This is a genomic window from Zwartia sp. (genome assembly GCF_049655405.1).
Lineage (GTDB): Bacteria > Pseudomonadota > Gammaproteobacteria > Burkholderiales > Burkholderiaceae_B > Zwartia.
Genome location: NZ_JBASJR010000013.1, coordinates 486,428 through 507,133, shown reverse-complemented (window position 1 = coordinate 507,133; position 20,706 = coordinate 486,428). Strand labels below are relative to the sequence as shown.

Below are 20,706 nucleotides of genomic sequence, written 5' to 3'. Positions count from 1 at the left end.
GTCCGTTAAATCGGGCTTTTAGAGGCTCGCAACGGGACATTTTGCAAAGCGTTCATTCATTAAAGCACAATTTATGCTGAACAGAGAGATCAAGCGGACACTTTTGAGCAGTCTTAAGTTTGGGTGAGGCTCAAAATGCTGCTCAATTTTTGAGCATGCCGGGTCTTCCCGTACCCTGATTGCCAATTTCCGTAAAATGAGCAACCTTTTCCACAGATCCTGGGGATAACTTGAGTACGAAGTCCTACAACGAATCATCGATACGCGTCCTAAAAGGGCTAGAGCCGGTCCGCCAAAGACCTGGCATGTATACCCGCACGGAAAATCCTCTTCATATTATTCAGGAGGTGATTGATAACGCAGCCGACGAAGCATTAGCGGGATTTGGAAAGCACATCCGAGTCACCATGCACACAGATGGCAGCATCACTGTCGAAGATGATGGTCGCGGTATTCCCGTCGGCATGCATCCTGAGGAAAAGGCGCCGGTTGCCGAGCTGGTCTTTACCCGCTTGCATGCTGGAGGAAAGTTCGACAAAAAGGGCGGTGGGGCTTACGCATTTTCGGGCGGACTCCATGGCGTAGGTGTTTCTGTCACAAATGCCTTGTCCTCTCGACTCGAGTTGGTGGTGTGGCGTGAAGGTGCTGCGCATCGCATGGTTTTTGCTAACGGTGATGTCGTAGAGCCTCTCAAAGTGATGCCCGATTTAGCCAGAAAAAAGTCTGGTACACGCGTCCGAGTTTGGCCAGATGCTTCATTTTTTGACTCCCCGGGCATTCCGACCCATGAACTGATGCATTTGTTGCGCAGCAAAGCAGTGCTGATGGCCGGTGTCAAAGTCACATACCTCAACGAAAAGTCGGGTGAGTCGCGAACCTGGCAGTATCAGGATGGCTTGGCTGGCTATTTGACGGAGGCTTTACAGGGACTTGAACTGCGTGTGCCGCTATTTAGTGGGGAGCAATTTGCTTCGGCGGATCACGAAAGTTTTGCAGAGGGTGAGGGTGCGCAATGGGTGGTGGCTTGGGCGGACGAAGGTAACGTGGTACGCGAGTCCTACGTCAATCTCATCCCAACCCCCGCAGGTGGAACGCACGAGTCCGGTTTGCGAGAGGGTCTCTTTGCTGCAGTAAAAGGCTTTGCCGAATTGCACAGCTTGTTGCCTAAAGGCGTCAAACTCCTCCCCGAAGACGTGTTTGCCCGGACAAGTTTTGTGTTGTCGGCCAAAGTGCTCGACCCGCAGTTTCAGGGCCAGATTAAAGAGCGCTTAAATAGTCGTGATGCTGTGCGCCTGGTTGGCGGGTTTGTCCGCACCTCGTTAGATCTTTGGCTCAATAGCCACGTCGAGTACGGTAAAAAGCTCGCCGAGCTCGCGATCCGGCAGGCACAAGCTCGCGCACGCTCAGCCCAAAAGGTTGAAAAGCGCAAGAGTTCCGGCGTTGCGGTGTTGCCGGGCAAGCTGACTGACTGTGAGTCTTCTGATACAGCGCGCACCGAGGTCTTTCTCGTCGAAGGCGATTCCGCGGGTGGCTCTGCCAAAATGGGTCGGGATAAGGAGTTTCAAGCTATTTTGCCTCTGCGAGGCAAGGTGCTTAACTCTTGGGAAGTTGATCGGGATCGCTTGTTTGCTAACAATGAAATTCACGATATCGCTGTGGCAATTGGCGTGGATCCGCATGGACCGAATGACACGCCCGACCTTTCTGGTTTGAGATATGGTCGTGTTTGCATCCTCTCCGACGCGGACGTGGATGGCTCGCATATCCAAGTACTCTTATTGACGCTTTTTTATAAGCATTTTCCACGCCTAGTCGAGGCAGGTCATGTCTTTGTTGCGCGTCCACCCTTGTTTCGAGTGGACGTCCCTGCCTTGGGAAAACGGCCTGCTCGCAAGGTCTATTGCCTGGATACAGGTGAGCTTGAGGCTGTGCAAGACAAGCTTCGTAAAGAAGGGGTTAAAGAAGGGTCATGGGATATCAGTCGTTTTAAAGGTCTCGGTGAAATGAGCCCAACCCAGCTTTGGGAAACGACGATGAATCCCGATACCCGGCGTATGTTGCCGGTCGGTTATGGTGCGCTCGATCAGATCGCCACGACACAAATGTTTGACATGTTGATGGGTAAAGGCGAGTCTGGCGCCCGTCGTACTTGGCTTGAAGAAAAAGGCAACCTCGCAGAGGTTGATATCTAAATGACTGACGGTTCTCAACCTGGTTTGTTTGACCCAAGCGATGCGGACGCATCCTTGACCCTTGGCCTGTACGCTGAGCAGGCTTATCTTGATTACGCCGTCTCCGTGGTACGGGGGCGTGCATTACCCGATGTGGGGGATGGACAAAAGCCCGTGCAGCGCAGAATCCTCTATGCCATGCAGGCCATGGGACTGCAGTCGGGGGCCAAGCCTGTAAAGTCAGCACGCGTTGTGGGCGACGTATTGGGTAAATACCATCCGCACGGCGACCAAGCTGCCTATGACGCATTAGTTCGGATGGCACAGCAGTTTTCCTTGCGCTATCCCCTGATTGACGGACAGGGTAATTTTGGCTCCAGGGATGGCGATAATGCCGCCGCCATGCGGTATACGGAGGCTCGACTCACTCCGTTTGCGCGTTTGCTGTTGGATGAGCTTGACGAGGGCACGGTCGACTTTGTTCCCAATTACGACGGGAGCCACCAAGAGCCCTCCATGCTGCCAGCGCGCTTGCCTGTCATGTTGCTCAATGGTGCCTCCGGAATTGCCGTGGGTATGGCCACTGAAATTCCTGCTCACAACTTGCGCGAAGTTGCGCTTGCGTGCGTATCTTTGATTAAAAACCCCGCTTTGCCTGATGCAGAGCTCTTCGCAATGGTGCCCGGCCCCGATTTTGCAGGTGGCGGACAAATCATTACCGCTGCGACTGAAATTGCACAGATCTATCAAACGGGTCGCGGCTCCCTCAAAGCGCGCGCGCGCTGGCAGTTTGAGGAAATGGCAAGAGGGCAATGGCAGTTAGTCGTGCACGAGTTGCCGCCTGGGGCCTCATGCCAAAAAGTACTCGAAGAAATTGAAGACTTAACCAACCCTAAGATTAAAACAGGCAAAAAAGCCTTAACGCCTGAGCAGCAACAGACCAAGACGCAGATGCTGGCATTGTTGGATGCCGTGCGCGACGAGTCTGGCAAGGACGCAGCGGTTCGTCTTGTGTTTGAGCCTAAAACCTCCAAGATTGATCGCGATGAGTTTGTCACGACCCTGTTGGCGTTGACCAGCATGGAAACAAGTGTGCCAATCAACATTGTTTGCATCGGCACTGATCACAGACCTCGTCAAAAGGGCTTGCGCGATGTTTTGCTAGAGTGGATTGGATTCAGAACTGCTACCGTTCTTCGCCGCACGCGCTATCGTTTTGACAAAATCACTGATCGCATTCACGTGCTTGAAGGCCGCATGCTGGTGTATTTGAATGTGGACGAGGTGATTCAAACGATTCGCGAATCTGACGAACCTCGCCCAGCACTGATGGCGCGTTTTAATTTGAGCGAGCGTCAGGCCGATGACATTCTCGATATGCGTCTGCGTCAGCTTGCTCGACTTGAAGGCTTCAAAATTGAACAAGAGCTGGCTGAAAAGCGCAACGAGCAACAAAAACTGCAAGAACTGATTGAGCAACCCACAGCACTCAAAAAGCTAGTCACCAAAGAAATTGAAGCTGACTCCAAGCTCTATGGTGACGAGCGTCGCACCTTAATTGAGGTGGCAGAGCGTGCCGTCAAAGAAGTGCGCGTGTTAGATGAACCCGTCACTGTGATTGTTTCTCAAAAAGGTTGGTTGAGGTCTCGTCAGGGACATGGTCATGACGCAACCCAATTTAACTTTAAAGCGGGAGACGGTCCTTACGGCGTATTTGAATGCCGTAGTACCGATACGCTGATTGCTTTTGGTGACAATGGTCGCGTCTACACTGTGGCCGTTTCTGGACTGCCCTCTGCGCGCGGCGATGGTGCGCCCGTGACCTCAATGATTGATCTCGAGCCAGGTTCACATATTGAGCACATGATTGCCGCAGCGGCTGATAGCAAGTGGTTATTGAGTACCCGTCAAGGTTTTGGCTTTTCCACCAAGCTTTCAGATATGACCAGTCGACAGCGGGCCGGTAAGCAATTTGTCACGCTCGAAGAAAAGGATCGTTTGCTGCGTCCTGTTCCCTTATTTGCTCAGGCGACACAGGTAGCTTTTTTGACGACACGCGGCAAAATTCTTGTGATTGCACTGGATGAGGTCAAGAGTTTGTCCTCGGGCGGGCGAGGTACGATTTTGATGGCTGTGGATGCGCCAGACACGCTGGCCCAGACCGTACCCGTTTCAAAAGCGGGGCTGCGCGTGACAGGGACTTACAGAACCAAGCAAGTCGAAGACATTCTGGTCGGTGCTTCGCTTGAGATCTATGTCTCCAAACGTGCTCGCAAAGGACGGTTGCTCGATATTCGCTCCAAAGAACCGATCCTTTCGCCCGTGCTTTAAAGATAAAATGTTTATCTTCACGATTCACGCCCTTTTTTAGGTATTGACATGTCGTTCCAAATCACCATTCAACCCAGTCAGCATCAGTTCCCTGCAGATCCCGACAAAAGTGTTTTGGATGCGGCGCTGGCAGCAGGGATTTTGTTGCCCTATAGCTGCCGCAGCGGTGCGTGCTCAACCTGCAAGGCTCGTGTGGTTTCTGGCACGGTCGAGGCTGGCAATACCGCAGCGCAGATTCTGACTCCCGAAGAAATCCATGAGGGTTTCACGCTTTTGTGCCAAGCACGCGCGACTTCTGATCTTGTGATTGAATCCAAAGAAATTCGCCTGGCCTCTGATATCCAGATCCGCAAACTACCCTCGCGCGTCACATCAATAAGTCGTCCTACGACAGATGTGGCGGTCTTGCAGTTGCAATTGCCGGCGACAGAGAGTTTCCGTTTTTATGCTGGGCAGTATGTTGAAATTATTCTCAAGGACGGGAAGCGCCGCAGCTACTCCATGGCCAATCCGCCTCATTCCGCAGCAGCCCTAGAGCTGCATGTCCGTCATTTGCCAGGTGGTTTATTTACGGATCACGTGTTTGGCGTCGGCGCGACCCAAATGAAAGAGCGTGAAATCTTGCGCGTCGAAGGACCTTTTGGCTCATTTTTCTTGCGAGAAGACAGCGACTTACCGATCGTCATGGTCGCAAGCGGGACAGGTTTTGCTCCCATTAAAGCGATTGTCGAGCATATGTCCCATCAAAATATTCACCGTCCCGTTACCCTGTATTGGGGAGGACGACGTCCCGCAGATTTGTACATGAACGCACTCGCAAAGCAGTGGGCCCAGTCAATCCCTGACTTTACTTACATCCCCGTCGTGTCAGATGCGCTTCCCGAAGACGCCTGGACTGGCCGAACGGGTTTTGTCCATCGTGCCGTCATGGATGATTTTCCAAGTCTGATGGGCCATCAGGTCTATGCATGCGGGGCGCCAATCGTTGTCGAATCCGCTAGACGTGAGTTTGTTGCGCAGTGTGGATTGCCTGACGAAGCCTTCTTTGCGGATTCTTTTACTTCCGCAGCCGATATTGCCGCAGTAAAATAAGCTTTTCCTTGCACAAAGGTTTTGTGCACTTGCATTCTATTTATGGAATTTTCAGCGTGACCCTTCTTAAACGTATTGCCGCGGTGCTTGGTGTGACCTGTGTTTTTGCTGTGCCTGCTCAGGCGGAGCCAGTCAAGATCGAGGTCTGGCACACAATGACTGCCATTCACAAGTCAGAGTTCGAGAAAATTGCTCGTCGCTTTAACAACGAACAGAAAGATGTCAATGTCGTTCTTAAGGCCTTCCCTAATCAGGAGTCGCTGCGCAAAGCAGGTGAGCAAGCCGTTGCCGAAAAGCGCAAGCCCAATCTAGTCCAGCTGCCGGACAACCGCTCGCCTGAGATGATTGCCCAGCACAAAGATATCATCCCGTTGCATCAGTTGCTCAAGCAATACCCGATGAAAGATGCCAGTTGGTTTGTGTCACAGACAACGGGTTTCATGCGTGATGGTCAGGGTCGCCTGATGGCTTTTCCCTATATGGCCGAAATTCCTGTGATGTTTTATAACGTCGATGGTTACAAAAAAGCGGGTCTAGACGCCAACAAACCTGCCAAAACCTGGCCTGAACTCCAAAATCATTTGCTGATTTTGAGAGACAAGGCTCACTACAATTGCCCCTTTGCCACGAGTCATCAAGTGACGACTCACCTTGAAAACATGGCTCCTTTGAACGGGACTCTGTATGTGACCCCGAAAAACGGGTTGGACAATGTCAAAGGCGCTCAACTCAACCTGCTTGACCCGGTATTCATGCGTCACTTGTCCATCATGGTGAGCTGGAAGCGTTCAGACCTCTTTCCGTTCAACAGCAATGGTTCAGAAGCAGACGACATGTTTGCTGACAACCGTTGTGCTGTGATCACGACTACCTCTGGTGCCTTGGCACGTATGCAAGATGCAAAAGGCTTGAGTTTTGGTATTGCTCCCATGCCTTTCTATGATCAGGTCGTCAAAACAGCGGGTGCACCTTACGTCAGCGGCTCTGCTTTGTGGGCAACCTCTGGCCACACCAAGGATCAGGACAAAGCCACCATGGCCTTCTTGTCGTTCTTGGCACAGCCAGTGATCGCCTCTGCATGGCATCAACGCACTGGATTTTTGCCTCTCACAGATGCGGCCTTCCGCACCGGTGATGCCGCTTTCTACGATCGTATTCCTGGCGCGCGTCAGCTCGTCGACAGTATGCGTAACGTAAAAGACGTCAATAGTCGCGGTTTCCGTTTGCGCAACTATCCACGTATCGAACCCATCTTGAGCCGCGAGTTTGATGCAGCCCTTTCTGGCAATACTCCGCCCGTAGAGGCACTCACCAAGGCCGTTGATCAAGCCAAGGTACTCTCTCAAGATCCTGTGACTTCAGCACCTGCTGCTAGACGCAAATAGGTTGTTTGCTTGATAAAAAAACGGAGCCTAAGTGCTCCGTTTTTTTATGGATAGTCATTTGATCCATTCGTATTTCATGCAATTGTGATGGGTATGATTTAGCCTCAGTATGCTTGTCTTCGATTTGATGCGATGACAATATGTTTGCGATCTGGACTTGCCGTGCCCTTTTGGTTTGTATTGTTGCTTTGCCGGGATGCGCGAGCAGACAAAAAATTTCTCCTGCCAGTGCATTGGATTTTTCCTGGAAACTGTCAGGGGACAGAACAGTCGCACCTTTGCAAGTTTTTTCGGACGCGACACATATCTGGTTGCAGTGGCAACCTAATCAGACTTTACCTGCCATCTTTGGCGTAGCAGCACAGGGTGAACAACTCGCCTCCTATGAACGTCAAGGTCCCTATACCAAACTTGATGCACAATGGACCGCGCTCGTGTTTCGTGGGGCACATCGGCAGGCTAGGGCGCGACGCTTAAACGCTTCGGCTGTCGTGCAAACAACATCTTCCGAACCGCTGCCAGTTGCGCCAGTAGCAAGTTCGCCGGCAATATCGGTGGCAGTCATGGAGCCTGTCACACACGTTACGCCAGAGTCGCCTACCCCGACTCCCTCGTCTAAAAAGCCAACTGTCCAAGCTTTTTATGCCATTACCCATTCGGATAAAAATCTCCGGCAAGCGCTCGCACGCTGGTCGGGACTCAGTGGATGGAGATTCCAAGTCGAGCACTGGGCCGTTGATGTCGATATTCCGTTAACTGCGACGGCAAATTTTTCTGATGACTTCATGGGTTCAGTGCGAGCGTTAGTCGAAGCAACTGAACTGTCAGATAGACCGCTTCAGCCATGCTTTTATACCAATCAGGTGCTACGCGTGGTTCCGATCACCGAAGCGTGCGATCGCACGGCGGTTGAGGGCACGCGGGTATGAGGCATTCAGACATGAGCCTGTTGAGCGTTTGCACAAAGGCAGCAGTGTTGATCACCTTCGTCTCTCTGGCTGGTTGCACCCTAGATCACCGCATCAAACAGCAAGAGGCGCGGGTGAAAGAGGCCGGCAGCCTCATTGATCAAAAAAAAGAAAATTTTGAGTCTCTCACACGCTCGGCACACACGAGAGTTCAAGCACAAAATGTAGCCAAGCCCTGGCTGATGGGTCGTGCCGTTCCACTAGGCAGAGAGGTGACTTTGCCGCCCGCCCTCAGATCAACCATCGACACGACTTTGATGTATCGCCAAGGCAAGGTTGATCTGTCGATCCTCGCAGAGCGTATTACGCAAGCAACTGGTATTCCCGTCAGAATTAAACCAGAGGCGTTTTTGCCCGCAGATCATTTTTTACCTCGCCTCAGCACAGCGACTGCTCAAACTCCAGATACGACAGCCAATGCGGCTCAGTTCCCAATGGGTCCAAGGCCCTTGCCAGAAGTCTTGGACATCTTGTCCAGGCGGTTAGGTGTGTTGTGGCGATATCACGATCGTGCGCTTGAGTTTTATCGAACAGAGACGCGTGTCTTCGATGTGCGTGCACTGACATTGTCATCACATGCAGACGCACGGCTCGGTCGAACCGCCAATAGCAAGACGGGTGGTTTTGATAACTCATCGCGCACGTCTTTGGTCGCTTCCGATCAGCATGTATTACTTGCGATCAAAGAGAGGCTTGAGCCCTTTCTGACTCGCGCTGCGATCATCGCTGCTCAACCGGGTGCGTCGACCTCCATTGTTGTGACGGATACGCCAGAAGTCCTTGGTGAGATTGCACGATATTTAGAAAGAGAAAATCGAATTCTGACTAGACGGGTCCGATTGATTTTCGAGGAAATTACCCTCGTGACACATCAGGATGCTGAGTTCGGTTTGGATTGGGACTCTCTTTGGGAGCACGGAAAAATTGCCGCATCGCTCTCAAGTACTTTAGCGGGCGCCCCGATTGCTGGTGCGACTGCAAAATTGGGCGTTCTGCCTTCGACCGCAATGCGAAGCCAGGCGGTACTCAGAGCGCTCTCTAAGTATGGAACGGTATTGCGTCACGTGACGATTCCCGTTTTGACATTAAATCGTCGACCCGTCACCCATGCAGTGAGAACGACTTTTTCTTATATCGATCAAGTCAAGTCGACGCAGGCTGCTGAGATGTCTCTTTCGTCGACGCGAGGCGGGGTGGGTTCAGTCACTGTCAGTCAAAAAGAGGAAACTGTCGGGGCATTTTTGACCCTCGTTCCTGATGCTCAAGAAAACGGACAAGTTTTACTTTCAGTGGCCTATGACAATACCGTCGCTCAGCCTTTGAAGTCTGTTGTGGTGGGTGACCCTGGCAGTCAGTTGCAAATTCAGCAAATCACGATTGATGGACATGGCACCGTTCAGCAAATAGCCCTTCAGACAGGACAACCAATGCTGATCTCTGGTTTTGACTCTACTCATAATGAGTCGGAACAGAACCGTTTGACCCCGGAGACCCCAATGCTGTTTGGAGGTGCCAATCGTGCCAAACAATCGCGAACTGCAACGTTGATTATGGTGACCGCACAGGTAGAAGAGGGCCTCTAAGCATGACAAACGATACTGAGTCGTGCCGAATGCCTGGCACAGTGGTGTGGAGTCATCCACAGCAAGTAGAGATTGTCTTTGGATTAGATTGGACGCCTCTTGTAGGGGGGCTTCCAGCTAAGCTCGGACGAGGTCGGGCGCGCTCACTTAAAGCCACCCATTATTTGGTGGCAGGTTCACTGGCAGCCGTTGTTGGGTGTGGGATCATTCACAAAAGAGCAAAGAATGTTGGTGCTCAAATAGAGCGTTCGAAACCTTTTCATTCGGCCGCAGCAATCTTTGCTTTGACACATCAAGAGGGTGTTGTCGCTGCGGTGAGTTTGATGCCAAGCAAAGGATACTGGCTCGTTGCAGTCAATTCAGGGTTGGTCTTGGCACAAACTGATCGTTGGTATGCGTGTTTAGCTGATGTAGAGGATGCGCTCAGCGTTCTGACTGCACGCTTTCCAAACATACAAATTTTAAGATCGCCGGAGCTCAATCAAGACAATTTACCGGACTGGCTTTCAGGAGGTATAAATTTACACTCTCGCCTTCAAAAGGTCTCGGGTACTAGACACTTCAGCATTCCAGCGGCCTGCATGGCCGTGCTGATAGGGGGCCTTTTTTTGGCAATTGGAGGTGGAGGATCTGAGCCGACCCCACCCCCTCCGGAAGAGAATGGCGACGCTTTGTGGCAGCAAGTGTATGACGCCTTTGCATTGATGCACCCCATCCATCAGCCAGAACAGTTATTTCGCGTCATCCAAGCCTGGAATCAGGCACCACTCACCCCCGGTGGGTGGAAACTCAAACAGATTATGTGTGAACCTCTGCGCATGGATTGGCATTGCGCCGCGCGTTATCAGCGCGTCAAAAGGCTTGCCTTGAGCGAGCATTTAGACGCAGCGAAACCAGCGGGTTGGGAAGCAGAGTTTACGGATCTTGAACATGGAGTGTTGCGTTGGAATGTGCTGAGCGCAGCAAGTGACTTCAAGCCTGTTGCAGCTTCTATGCCCTTAAAAAAATGGCTGAGTTATTTGCAAGGTGTGGCGCCGGTCTTTGATTCTATCCAAATTGGAACAGGATCACTCATCAATATGGCTGGACCGATCAGCAGCCAAGGAGCGCCTTTAGCGCGTCCTGCTCACTTAAAACCGTTGATACGTAGACACATTGCGATCAAAGGTCCTTTGCGTTCAATGTCCGCACTTAAAGGACTGACAGTCCCCATTCGTTGGCGCGGATTGCAACTTGAGTTAGGTGAACCAGTTGGACAGGGAATTAGTCGCAGTGAGTTAACGATGAGTTTGACGGGAGAGGTATTTGAAACAAATGAATAAATGACACACTGCATCCTTACTGAGCGTGGCATTACTCGCTGCTCAAGGATTGCTCCCCATATGTGCTCAGTCACAGGAGCCCAATATCGTGGAGGAGTTGCTCCAACTCGACACACAGGCTGCGTTATTGGCAGCACGTAAAAAAATCGTGGGCCCCATGTTAGCGCCTGGGCCGGTCATAGCGCATTCAACAGAGAATGTCCTCCTCGCCATTTATGGCGTGGGTCGGTCATTAAGCGCAGAGGTACTGATTGATGCCGAACCTCACGTGTTCAAAAACAAACACACTCAGGCGATCTCTGGACGTTCTACCTCTTACACATTAGACCGAATTACTCCACCGTGTATTTACCTTAAAAAGCACGAAAATCCAGAAACTCTTTGTTTAGGGCAGATTCTTCCATGAGCGGGTTATTCGCGCGCACGATGGAGAGGATGCCATCAGAAATAAGAACGCAAGGCGAGCTGGATCAAATGGCTCCTCCGCTGATGCGAACCCTGAGCAAAGACTTGGAGGTTCTTAGTCTCGTTGCCCGTATGTGCCCTGTTTTGTTTACGGATGGGACTGCAGGCGTATTTGTCTTGGGCGAGTTTTATCATGACGATCAGACTGCAGCCCTCTTGCAACTATTGAAAAAACGAAATTACCGTCTTCATCCAACGCCCCTGTTTATATTGTCTCCCGCATTGTTGATCGCAGTGACAAAAACCGTGCGAACCTCTTTATTAGGGACGACTCCATCCTCAGATCCAGCGGCTAATGGAGGCGCACTTGCTCAAGCATTGAATTCGATTATTGTTTGGGCGCTTCGTCATCGTGCGAGTGACGTTCACTTCAATGTCAAACGGATGCAGAGCGACTCGCCCGTGATGTTTACGATAGACGGGAGATATGTATGCCCCGATCGCTTTGCTCATATCCCAACCGCGACAATGCTTGCGATGCTGGCCGTGACATGGATGGATGTGGAGGGAGGGAACGGTGCGGTTTTTGACCCAACGGTGGAGCAACAGGGGCGTGTGACGCGTGAATTAGATGGGCAGAGGATTTGCTTGCGATGGGCGTCGCTCGCAACCGACCAAGGATGTTCGGTGTGTTTGCGTTTGTTGGTGCTTGATTCAACTGATTTGACGCCTGAACTATCAGACTTGGGCTATTTAACGTCTCAGATTACTGCTTTGCGCAGGGCGAGTTTGACGCAGGGGGGCGCAATCGTCTTAGCTGGAACAGTAGGCTCGGGCAAATCCACCACGCTTGCAACACTCATGCGAGAGATTCCATCATATCGAAAAATCATTACTCTCGAAGATCCAGCCGAGTATTTCATTCCAAATGCTTTACAAAATACCGTCTCTAGATCTTTGGAAGAAAACGAATTAAGTGTGTTCGATAATAAGCTCAAGGCATTCAAACGTTCTGCCATGAATGATTTGTTGATTGGCGAAATTAGAGATATGGCGGGCGGTCGTGCCTTTGCAGATTTGGCTGGCTCAGGGGTCAGTCTTTACACAACGGTTCACTCGGGCTCTGCACTCTGGGTGCCTGAGCGTTTGTCCTCAAGCTTTATTGGCGTGCCAAGAGACTTGTTGGCAACACCAGGGATTTTAAAGTTATTGGTGTTTCAGTGTCTTTTACCTGTGCTTTGTCAGGGGTGTGCACAAACATATGAACAGGTCGCTTCAAGCGCTCGGTGGCATTGCGCACTCTCTCAACAGCGTTCTGCGTATTGGTATGAGTCATGGGTTGCCTCACTGGAAGAGCAAGCCGAACTACCCAGATCCCGGTTGAGGTTTCGCTCTGAGCGTGGTTGCCCGGAGTGTGCGAATGGCTTGACAGCTTTGATTGGCACTTCGGGTCGCACAGTAGCGGCCGAGATGATTGCACCCTCCGAGGAACCTGATTTTTTAAGAGACTTAAAAGCAAACGACGGGCTTCGCATGCACCGTTGGTTTGAACAGCGTCAGCGCAGTGCTCTGTTCGATGCTGATATGACCGGGAAAAGTGCTCAGCAATGCGCGCTGTACAAGGTCTGGAATGGTCTTGTTGATCCTAGAACTGTCGAACAGGTATTCGGTGTGCAGAGTCTTGCCATGAGGCCCGCTTTTGTTCCAATTTAAACGCATGCGTGGATTGCGACTGATTGAATTGCAGGCTCTCTGGTTTAAATCTTGGGTGCTATTTGCTGCGATTTCGTTTCGGACTCAGCGTGCTGATTACTACGAGTACTTGGCGGATGTCATGGACTCAACGGCTGGAACGAAAACGCTTCAAAATATTTTTTATGATGATGCATCCAGATATACCGCCTCAAGTCCACGCGGAGCGTTGTCACGCGTTTGGCTCGAAAGATTTCCCCAGACAGGAGGAGATTTATTTTCTACCTGGAGTGGCACTCTACCGCTTGAGGACCTCCTTGCCATTCAGTCCGCACAGTATTCTGGATCTCAAGCGCTGACAAAAACCTTCAGGCAGCTTGCTGGGGTCGTCAGGTTAATTGACGGAGCGCACAGTTTGTTGTTGACAACAGCATTTGCTGGACTGGCGGGATTATTGGTTGCGCTTGCTTCAGTATTGTCGATTCCTTTTTTTTCGGCAAAGCATCTTCAAAAGGTTTTTGCAGCAGTGCCCGCCGAGTATTTTGCCGGATGGACAAAAAGCCTGTTTGCGACGGCAGACTTTTTGAAATCAGCCTGGCCTGTTGTGACGGTTGGTTTGCTCTTTTGCGCACTCACTGTGCTTTGGTCGTTCGCATCTTGGACCGGATCGTTGCGTGATGTTGCAGACAAGTTTAGTCCCTGGGCCTTTTATCGGCGCGTGCAAACCGTCAGGTTTGTGTCATTGCTCGCAGTGACGCTTACCCCAGGAGGGAGCCAAGGAACTCGCTTACGTGATGCCATTGCATTACAGATGCAGGGAGCGACTCCATGGTTTTCAGGACACCTGCACACCATGGTGACCCGATTGGATTTGGGCGCTCATGCCACGGATGCGCTGGACACTGGATTGATTGATTCAGAGATCTGGTGGTATTTCACGGACTTGATTCAAACCCTTGGGCTAGATGAGGCGTTGCATCGTGCGCGTCTCAGAACGGAGCGTTACGCACTTAAGCGTATCCGGACGCAGGCGGTGTACTTGCGTTGGGGCGCATTACTCCTGTCACTGATGATTGTTTTAGGCGTTGCTTTTTGGCATGCGCAGGTATTCGAAGAACTTAGGCAAGGGTTAAGCCTGTATTCCTCCCGTTAATCATCCCTTTTTCAAGGATTTGTTCACAATGTTTTTAGCCCTCTCTTTTTTTAACACTCAGAGATTTTCCTCAGAGCGCAATGTGTTTTTGTGTGGAAATTTTGCGCGATCCCTTCACCGACAGCGTGGATTTTCTTTGATTGAAATCTCGATTGTGACCACCATCATGATGTTGCTTGCAATTGTTGGAATACCTGCCATTCAGGGCTATGTTGTCGAAAGTAAAGTGCCTCGGGTCGCAGAGGAATTGCAGCGCTTTGTTGCGCGCCTCAAGGTGACGACACATGGTTTCGGTGCAAGTCCTTATGCAAGCGTTGATACCCGGGTCTTGGCAAACTCTTTGCGAGGTTCAAGTGTGGTGGCAGTTTCTGGTGAAGGGGCGGGAGCTGACGTTGCGCACGGTCTTGGCGGTCCAGGCGTCTCTGGCCGTGGCGTAGTGCGGATTGCGCCATACGCACTGTCTGGCGCACCTTTCGGTTCTGCTTTTTTGCTCACGTTAAATGATGTGAATCATGCGGCATGCCCGGGGCTTGCCTCGATTTTGCAACGCATCGCAGACGTTGTCAGAATTTCAGGTGCAGCAGGGCCAGTGACGGTTAAAGATAGCTTGCACCAACCCGTTGCTGCGTACAACCCTCTATTGGCCGACGCTCAGTGCCTGAACGGAGATCGTAACGTGTTTGAATTTGTCATTCGCTGATGAGGCAATTGCAGCGTGGTTTTTCATTGTTTGAATTGATTGTTGTCATTGCAGTAACTTCTTTGATCGGCGTGTGGTCTGCATCGACATGGGTCAATCAGACTGAGGATGTGGCCTCCGCGGCCTTGGGGCGGTGGTTAGTGACAGTCAAGGCTTCTGTTGACCAAATGTTAGTGCGTCAGGCGGACGGGTTGACTGGCTTGTCAGCTTCTGTGTCATCCTCGACAGATTATCAGGACATTTGGCGTCCAACGCTTGCTGAGTTGGTTCGTGCGGGGCATTTGCCCTCGGGGTTTGCATTGCGTGCACCATTGGAATATGACGTGACTATTCGAGTGCTTAAACCCACTGGGTTGTGTTTAACCCTAGGTTGCAAACTCGAGGCGCTGACAGTGGCCATTCCGCAGGCTTCACAAGGTAATCGGGCGGGAAATCTGACGCGACTGGGGAAATTATTGGCCTCATTTGATGGGCGTGGCGCGATTGTGTCGCAATTGTCTCCAAAGCGCGTGCGCGGTCCAAACATTGATCTGCCTAATCCGCCCGCGATGGATTTACCGACTCTGCCTGTGGGTTCAATTGTTCTATCCAGTTTTTATGACTCAAGCGCCCAGGCCAGTTTTTTGAGGCAAGGCGAGAAACGCGACGTTCGCTTGGCCGCCAACATGAGTCTTGCGGGCAGTTTAATGGCGGAGGCAGGGATGTCCACCGGTGGGGAAATTCGCGCGATTGGGCAAATATCCTCAAATGCAGGCATTTTTGCGACAGGTCGAATCAGCAGCGCAGGACACTTGCAAACGTCTGCGGTTGAAGCTCAGGGCGCACCCTGCGACGCGCCTGGGCTATTGGCGCAGTCAAGTTCAGGTGGGCTTTTAGTGTGTCAGGCTGGTGTGTGGAAAAGTAGTGCCAAAAGTGGAGGGGGCTTCTATATTGAACGAGTAGGTTTTGGGTGCAATGTGCGTGACGAGGTGACGATTGATCGCCGTAACCCGATGACAGGCGACTGTAGTTGTCCGCCTGGCTACCGTGCACAACTGGTATCGTTTTGGACCTACCCGCGCCACTCTTACAACGATTTCTATACTTATATTTGCCTGAACTCAGACGGATAGGGTGGGCTGGACTTCAGCCCGTATAATCGAAAACTAGCCTGAGAGGGGGGCTCTTGCTTACCCCGCTCGTCTTTTTCTCTTATTTGATGCCGCACGATGAAAACGACCGAAATTCGCCAGAAATTCTTGCAATTCTTCCAGTCCAAGGGGCATACGATTGTGCCTTCGTCTTCATTGGTGCCGGGAAATGATCCGACCCTGTTGTTTACCAACTCAGGGATGGTGCAATTCAAGGACGTGTTCACGGGCAAAGACTCCCGCCCATTCAAGCGTGCAACTTCCTCGCAGCGCAGTGTTCGCGCAGGTGGCAAGCATAACGATTTGGAAAACGTGGGTTACACAGCACGTCACCATACATTTTTTGAAATGCTGGGCAATTTCAGTTTTGGTGACTATTTCAAGCGCGATGCGATCGCTTTTGCTTGGGAAATGTTGACGGGTGTGTATGGACTGCCTAAGGAAAAACTTTGGGTGACGGTCTACCAAGAGGACGACGAAGCCTACGGTATCTGGGAAAAGGAAATTGGCGTGCCCCCTGAGCGGATTATCCGTATCGGTGACAACAAAGGTGCACGTTACGCCTCGGATAACTTTTGGCAGATGGCGGATACGGGCCCTTGCGGTCCGTGCACGGAAATTTTCTTCGATCACGGCGCAGATATTTGGGGTGGGCCTCCAGGTTCGCCTGAAGAGGACGGTGATCGTTATATTGAGATTTGGAACTTGGTGTTCATGCAGTTTGAGCGGGATGCGGCTGGCAATATGACACCGTTACCCAAGCCATGCGTAGATACTGGGATGGGGCTTGAGCGCATCGCTGCTGTATTGCAGCATGTACATTCCAATTATGAGATTGATTTGTTTGTGGCGCTCATTGCCGCCGCAGCACGCGAGACGGGTTGCCAAGACCTCTCAAACAACTCCCTCAAGGTCATTGCAGACCATATCCGTGCGTGTTGTTTCCTTGTCGTGGATGGAGTGATTCCGAGCAACGAGGGTAGAGGTTACGTGCTGCGTCGCATTGTTCGCAGAGCATTGCGCCACGGCTACAAATTAGGTCAAACCAAGCCATTTTTCTATCGGATGGTGCCTGACCTTGTCCAGCAAATGGGTGAGGCTTATCCTGAACTGGCCAAGAACGCAGCGCGTGTTGAGCAGGTACTCCGTCAAGAAGAAGAGCGCTTTGGTGAAACGCTTGAGCACGGCATGAAGATCTTGGATGCAGCGCTCACAGCCTTGCCAGCGGCCTCAAAAGGTCAAGCGCAGGTCTTGGACGGCAACACATTGTTTACGTTGTATGACACTTACGGATTCCCTGTTGACTTAACAGCGGATATTTGTCGCGAGCGTGGTGTTGATGTGGACCAAGCTGGGTTTGATGTCGCGATGGATCGGCAGCGGGATCAAGCCCGTGCAGCGGGTAAGTTCAAAATGGCGGAGGGGTTGTCCTACTCAGGCGCCCAGACTATTTTTGAAGGCTACGAGCATCTTCAGCGTTCAGGCAAGGTCTTGGCGCTGTATGTCGGTGGCGCTTCTGTGGTGTCTGTTGGGGCGGGCCAAGAGGCCATCGTTGTGCTCGACACGACACCTTTTTACGCTGAATCTGGTGGTCAGGTTGGGGACACTGGCAGCTTGTCTGGCCAAGCGTCAAGCTTTGCAGTCTTGGATACTCAAAAGATTCAGCCTGGGGTGTTTGGACACCATGGGCGGCTTGCCTCTGGCACCCTATCGGTGGGCGATGTTGTCACCGCGACGGTTGATGCGGAGCAGCGCGCACGTACTATTCGAAACCACTCCGCAACACATTTGATGCATAAGGCTTTGCGTGAGGTGTTGGGCGGACATGTTCAGCAGCGCGGCTCTCTGGTGGATGGGGATAAAACGCGCTTTGACTTTGCGCATGATGCGTCATTGACTGAAGACGAGATTGCGCGTGTCGAATCGATCGTGAATGCTGAGGTCCTAAAGAATCAGGCTGCTGTTGCCCAAACGATGTCTTATGACGATGCGGTGAAGGGCGGAGCAGTGGCTTTGTTTGGCGAGAAATACGGTGATAGCGTGCGCGTCTTGGATATCGGTTTTTCAAGAGAGCTGTGCGGTGGCACGCACGTGTCGCGAACGGGTGATATCGGCTTGTTCAAGGTGATCTCCGAGGGGGGTGTAGCTGCTGGAGTCCGACGTATCGAGGCGGTGACAGGATCGAATGCCTTGGCGTGGGTTCAAAATCTGAATGCCACTATTCAGCGTGCTGCGACAGCCTTGAAAACGCAGCCAGCAGAGTTGCCTGACAGGATCGTCTTGTTACAGGATCAGCTCAAGGCTGTTGAAAAAGATCTGGACCAGGCACGCGCCAAGCTCGCTTCCAATGCTGGCAATGCTTTGACAGACGCAGCGATTGAGATGCCTGCCGGCTTTAAGCTTTTGGTCACTGAAGTCAAAGGTGTGGATCCCAAGGACTTGCGATCAATGGTCGATCAGATTAAGGACCGACTTAAATCAGCGGTTGTGTTGCTTGCAGCGGCCTCGACTGATGGAAAAATCAGTTTGGTGGCGGGTGTGACGGCTGACTTGGCAGGCAAGATCAAAGCGGGCGATCTGGTTGGATTTGTCGCGGGTCAGATTGGTGGTAAAGGTGGCGGACGTCCGGATATGGCAATGGGTGGCGGCACCAATTTGAGCGCATTACCTGCGAGTCTGGCAAGCGTCAAACCTTGGATTGAAGCTAAATGAGTATGTCTGACCAGTTGAGCGATCAGCACGAAGCAACCCCTCCCGCGTTTAAAGAAACCGTAGACGCCACCGGGCTTGCCTGCCCACTACCAATTTTGCGTGCCAAAAAAGCGTTGGCTACGCTTGTTGCAGGTGAGGTGCTTCGTGTCATCACGACTGACCGAGGCGCGGTGCGAGATTTTCAGGCTTTTTGCAAACAAACGGGTAATGCACTGTTGGCACAGGTCGACGAAGTCGACCACGTCACGCATTATTTGGAGCGCCGGTTGAAATAAACAGTGTTGTTCTGCTGTTTAGTGCTATACTCATGGACTTTATTGAACATTTTCAAGGGATTACGTATGGTTGTGATTCGCCTGGCCCGTGGCGGCTCCAAGAAGCGTCCTTTTTATAACCTCGTTGCGACCGATTCCCGTGATCGCCGTGATGGTCGTTTTATCGAGCGCGTTGGTTTTTACAACCCAGTTGCAAATGCAAACGAAGAGCGTCTTCGCATTGCACTTGACCGCGTCCAGTACTGGACCGGAGTGGGTGCACAGTTGTCTCCAGCCGTTGCTCGTCTGGTCAAAGACTTCTCTGCAAAAGTCGCAACAGCGGCTTAATCAAGACGTTTGACTGACTCCGGGTCACAGCCATGGCTGACATAGGCGCGCAACTAGCGCCAGACGATCTAGTTGAACTAGGTCGTATCGTGTCAGCCTACGGTGTGCGGGGTTGGGTCAAAATACAGCCGCATTCAGCACAAGGCTTAGTCTTGCGTGCTGCGCCTGTCTGGTGGTTAGCACCACCTGTTCCGCCTGCTTCACATGCTTCACCCAACTCTGGGCTCGATGCTACAGCTCGTTCACCAAAACTTCGTTCTCATGCCGTCAAGCAAGTCCGCCCTCAAGGGTCGACTGTTGTGGCTGACCTCGAGCATGTGGGTGATCGAGATTTAGCTGAGTCGATGCGCGGCTACACAGTTTATGTGTCTCGACAATATTTCCCCAAAGCACAGGCAGACGAGTTTTATTGGGTCGACCTTGTCAATTGCTATGTGTATAGCGATGCGCGATTGGTAGGAATAGTCGCCGAGGTGGTTGATAACGGTGCACATGCCATTTTGCGTGTGATTCGCCTGACGATTGATGGGGATCAAACGCCATCAGAAGGTCATTCGCCTGAGCCAGTCCTTGATGTGAAAGGTCGTCCCGAAGAGGTTTTGGTTCCTTTTGTTGCCGCGCATGTTCAACATGTTGATATCGTGGCGCGACGGATTGAAACTGACTGGCCTCTCGATCTCTAGGTTTTTGTGATGCGCATTGACGTCATCACTTTGTTTCCAGATGCATTGGGCGTTGTCCGTGATTCTGGCGTGACGGGTCGGGCACATCATCAAGGCATTTGGTCACTTCACGCGTGGAATCCCCGTGATTTTACGCATGATGCGCATCGGACCGTCGACGATCGGCCATATGGCGGTGGACCCGGCATGGTGATGATGGCAGAGCCTCTCAAGCAAACTTTGCTCGCCATTGAGGCGGACCGTCAGCATCCAGCACCTGTCATTCTGTTGTCACCAGTTGGTAAACGTTTTGGTCAGTCAGATGCTGCTCGTCTTGCAAGCTCTGCGGGTGCGATTTTTGTGTGTGGTCGCTACGAAGGCGTTGATCAGCGTTTCATCGACGAATGCGTGGATGAGCAATGGTCACTTGGTGATTTTGTATTATCTGGCGGTGAGATTGCTGCATTGGCGATGATTGATGCAGCTGTGCGTCTCATGCCTGGCGCCTTAAATCATGGCGACTCTTCATTGCAGGACTCATTTCAAGATTCTATTTCAGGTCTTTTAGACAGCCCTCATTACACTCGTCCTGAGGTTTGTTGGGATCAGCCTGTGCCAGCCGTTTTACTATCAGGCAATCACGCAAATATTGCGCGTTGGCGACGGGAGCGATCACTTGAGCTGACCGCTAACAATCGTCCCGATCTACTGGAACACGCCAGGAAGCAGGGCTTACTGACCAAGAATGATGAAAAATTCTTGGCCAGTTTAAAAAAATAACAACACCAAACTGATCAC

The 20,706-nt window shown here is 51.7% G+C and carries 17 protein-coding genes; all 17 read left to right on the top strand.

Translation table 11 applies throughout. The annotated features are described in order from the left end of the window. The first annotated feature begins 305 nt into the window (after positions 1-305). On the top strand, positions 306-2,192 hold the full coding sequence (locus WBJ47_RS13790) for a DNA topoisomerase IV subunit B (protein WP_424585339.1): 1,887 nt from the start codon (positions 306-308) through the stop codon (positions 2,190-2,192). Continuing rightward, positions 2,193-4,502 (top strand): DNA topoisomerase IV subunit A, encoded by a 2,310-nt coding sequence (gene parC / locus WBJ47_RS13785; protein ID WP_422243388.1) that lies wholly within the window; start codon positions 2,193-2,195, stop codon positions 4,500-4,502. It abuts the gene before it with no gap. A gap of 48 nt (positions 4,503-4,550) precedes the next feature. After that, positions 4,551-5,594 carry a CDP-6-deoxy-delta-3,4-glucoseen reductase gene (locus WBJ47_RS13780; RefSeq protein ID WP_422243387.1) on the top strand — a complete coding sequence of 348 codons (1,044 nt, stop codon included), beginning with the start codon at positions 4,551-4,553 and terminating at the stop codon, positions 5,592-5,594. A gap of 56 nt (positions 5,595-5,650) precedes the next feature. Continuing rightward, complete coding sequence (locus WBJ47_RS13775; RefSeq protein WP_422243386.1) at positions 5,651-6,979, top strand: extracellular solute-binding protein; 1,329 nt, start codon at positions 5,651-5,653, stop codon at positions 6,977-6,979. A 140-nt stretch (positions 6,980-7,119) separates the two neighbouring features. After that, on the top strand, positions 7,120-7,908 hold the full coding sequence (locus WBJ47_RS13770) for a TcpQ domain-containing protein (RefSeq protein ID WP_422243385.1): 789 nt from the start codon (positions 7,120-7,122) through the stop codon (positions 7,906-7,908). Between the two features lie 11 nt (positions 7,909-7,919). Further along, entirely contained in the window at positions 7,920-9,530 is a 1,611-nt protein-coding gene (locus WBJ47_RS13765; protein ID WP_422243384.1) for a hypothetical protein, read from the top strand. A 2-nt stretch (positions 9,531-9,532) separates the two neighbouring features. Further along, positions 9,533-10,852: a hypothetical protein gene (locus tag WBJ47_RS13760; RefSeq protein ID WP_422243383.1), complete on the top strand. Its 1,320-nt coding sequence runs from the start codon at positions 9,533-9,535 to the stop codon at positions 10,850-10,852. 88 nt (positions 10,853-10,940) lie between these two features. Further along, positions 10,941-11,258, top strand: coding sequence for a hypothetical protein (locus WBJ47_RS13755; RefSeq protein WP_422243382.1), 318 nt, complete (start codon positions 10,941-10,943; stop codon positions 11,256-11,258). Then, a complete protein-coding gene (locus WBJ47_RS13750; RefSeq protein ID WP_422243381.1) occupies positions 11,255-12,970 on the top strand; it encodes an ATPase, T2SS/T4P/T4SS family in 1,716 nt (571 codons plus the stop codon). Before WBJ47_RS13755 ends, WBJ47_RS13750 begins: the two co-directional genes overlap by 4 nt. Continuing rightward, positions 12,957-14,102 carry a hypothetical protein gene (locus WBJ47_RS13745; RefSeq protein ID WP_422243380.1) on the top strand — a complete coding sequence of 382 codons (1,146 nt, stop codon included), beginning with the start codon at positions 12,957-12,959 and terminating at the stop codon, positions 14,100-14,102. Before WBJ47_RS13750 ends, WBJ47_RS13745 begins: the two co-directional genes overlap by 14 nt. A gap of 28 nt (positions 14,103-14,130) precedes the next feature. Then, positions 14,131-14,802 carry a prepilin-type N-terminal cleavage/methylation domain-containing protein gene (locus WBJ47_RS13740; RefSeq protein WP_422243379.1) on the top strand — a complete coding sequence of 224 codons (672 nt, stop codon included), beginning with the start codon at positions 14,131-14,133 and terminating at the stop codon, positions 14,800-14,802. Then, positions 14,802-15,914 carry a prepilin-type N-terminal cleavage/methylation domain-containing protein gene (locus tag WBJ47_RS13735; protein ID WP_422243378.1) on the top strand — a complete coding sequence of 371 codons (1,113 nt, stop codon included), beginning with the start codon at positions 14,802-14,804 and terminating at the stop codon, positions 15,912-15,914. The genes WBJ47_RS13740 and WBJ47_RS13735 overlap by 1 nt, the downstream gene beginning before the upstream one ends. Before the next feature lie 96 nt (positions 15,915-16,010). Beyond that, entirely contained in the window at positions 16,011-18,644 is a 2,634-nt protein-coding gene (gene alaS, locus WBJ47_RS13730) for an alanine--tRNA ligase (RefSeq protein ID WP_422243377.1), read from the top strand. Continuing rightward, the gene (locus WBJ47_RS13725; RefSeq protein WP_422243376.1) at positions 18,641-18,919 is read left to right on the top strand and encodes a sulfurtransferase TusA family protein; all 279 of its coding nucleotides are present in this window, start codon (positions 18,641-18,643) and stop codon (positions 18,917-18,919) included. The genes alaS and WBJ47_RS13725 overlap by 4 nt, the downstream gene beginning before the upstream one ends. Positions 18,920-18,985: 66 nt before the next feature. Beyond that, positions 18,986-19,246 carry a 30S ribosomal protein S16 gene (gene rpsP, locus WBJ47_RS13720; protein WP_312853075.1) on the top strand — a complete coding sequence of 87 codons (261 nt, stop codon included), beginning with the start codon at positions 18,986-18,988 and terminating at the stop codon, positions 19,244-19,246. A gap of 32 nt (positions 19,247-19,278) precedes the next feature. Continuing rightward, a complete protein-coding gene (rimM, locus tag WBJ47_RS13715; protein ID WP_422243375.1) occupies positions 19,279-19,929 on the top strand; it encodes a ribosome maturation factor RimM in 651 nt (216 codons plus the stop codon). Between the two features lie 9 nt (positions 19,930-19,938). Continuing rightward, positions 19,939-20,688 (top strand): tRNA (guanosine(37)-N1)-methyltransferase TrmD, encoded by a 750-nt coding sequence (trmD, locus tag WBJ47_RS13710; RefSeq protein ID WP_422243374.1) that lies wholly within the window; start codon positions 19,939-19,941, stop codon positions 20,686-20,688. Positions 20,689-20,706 lie beyond the last annotated feature (18 nt).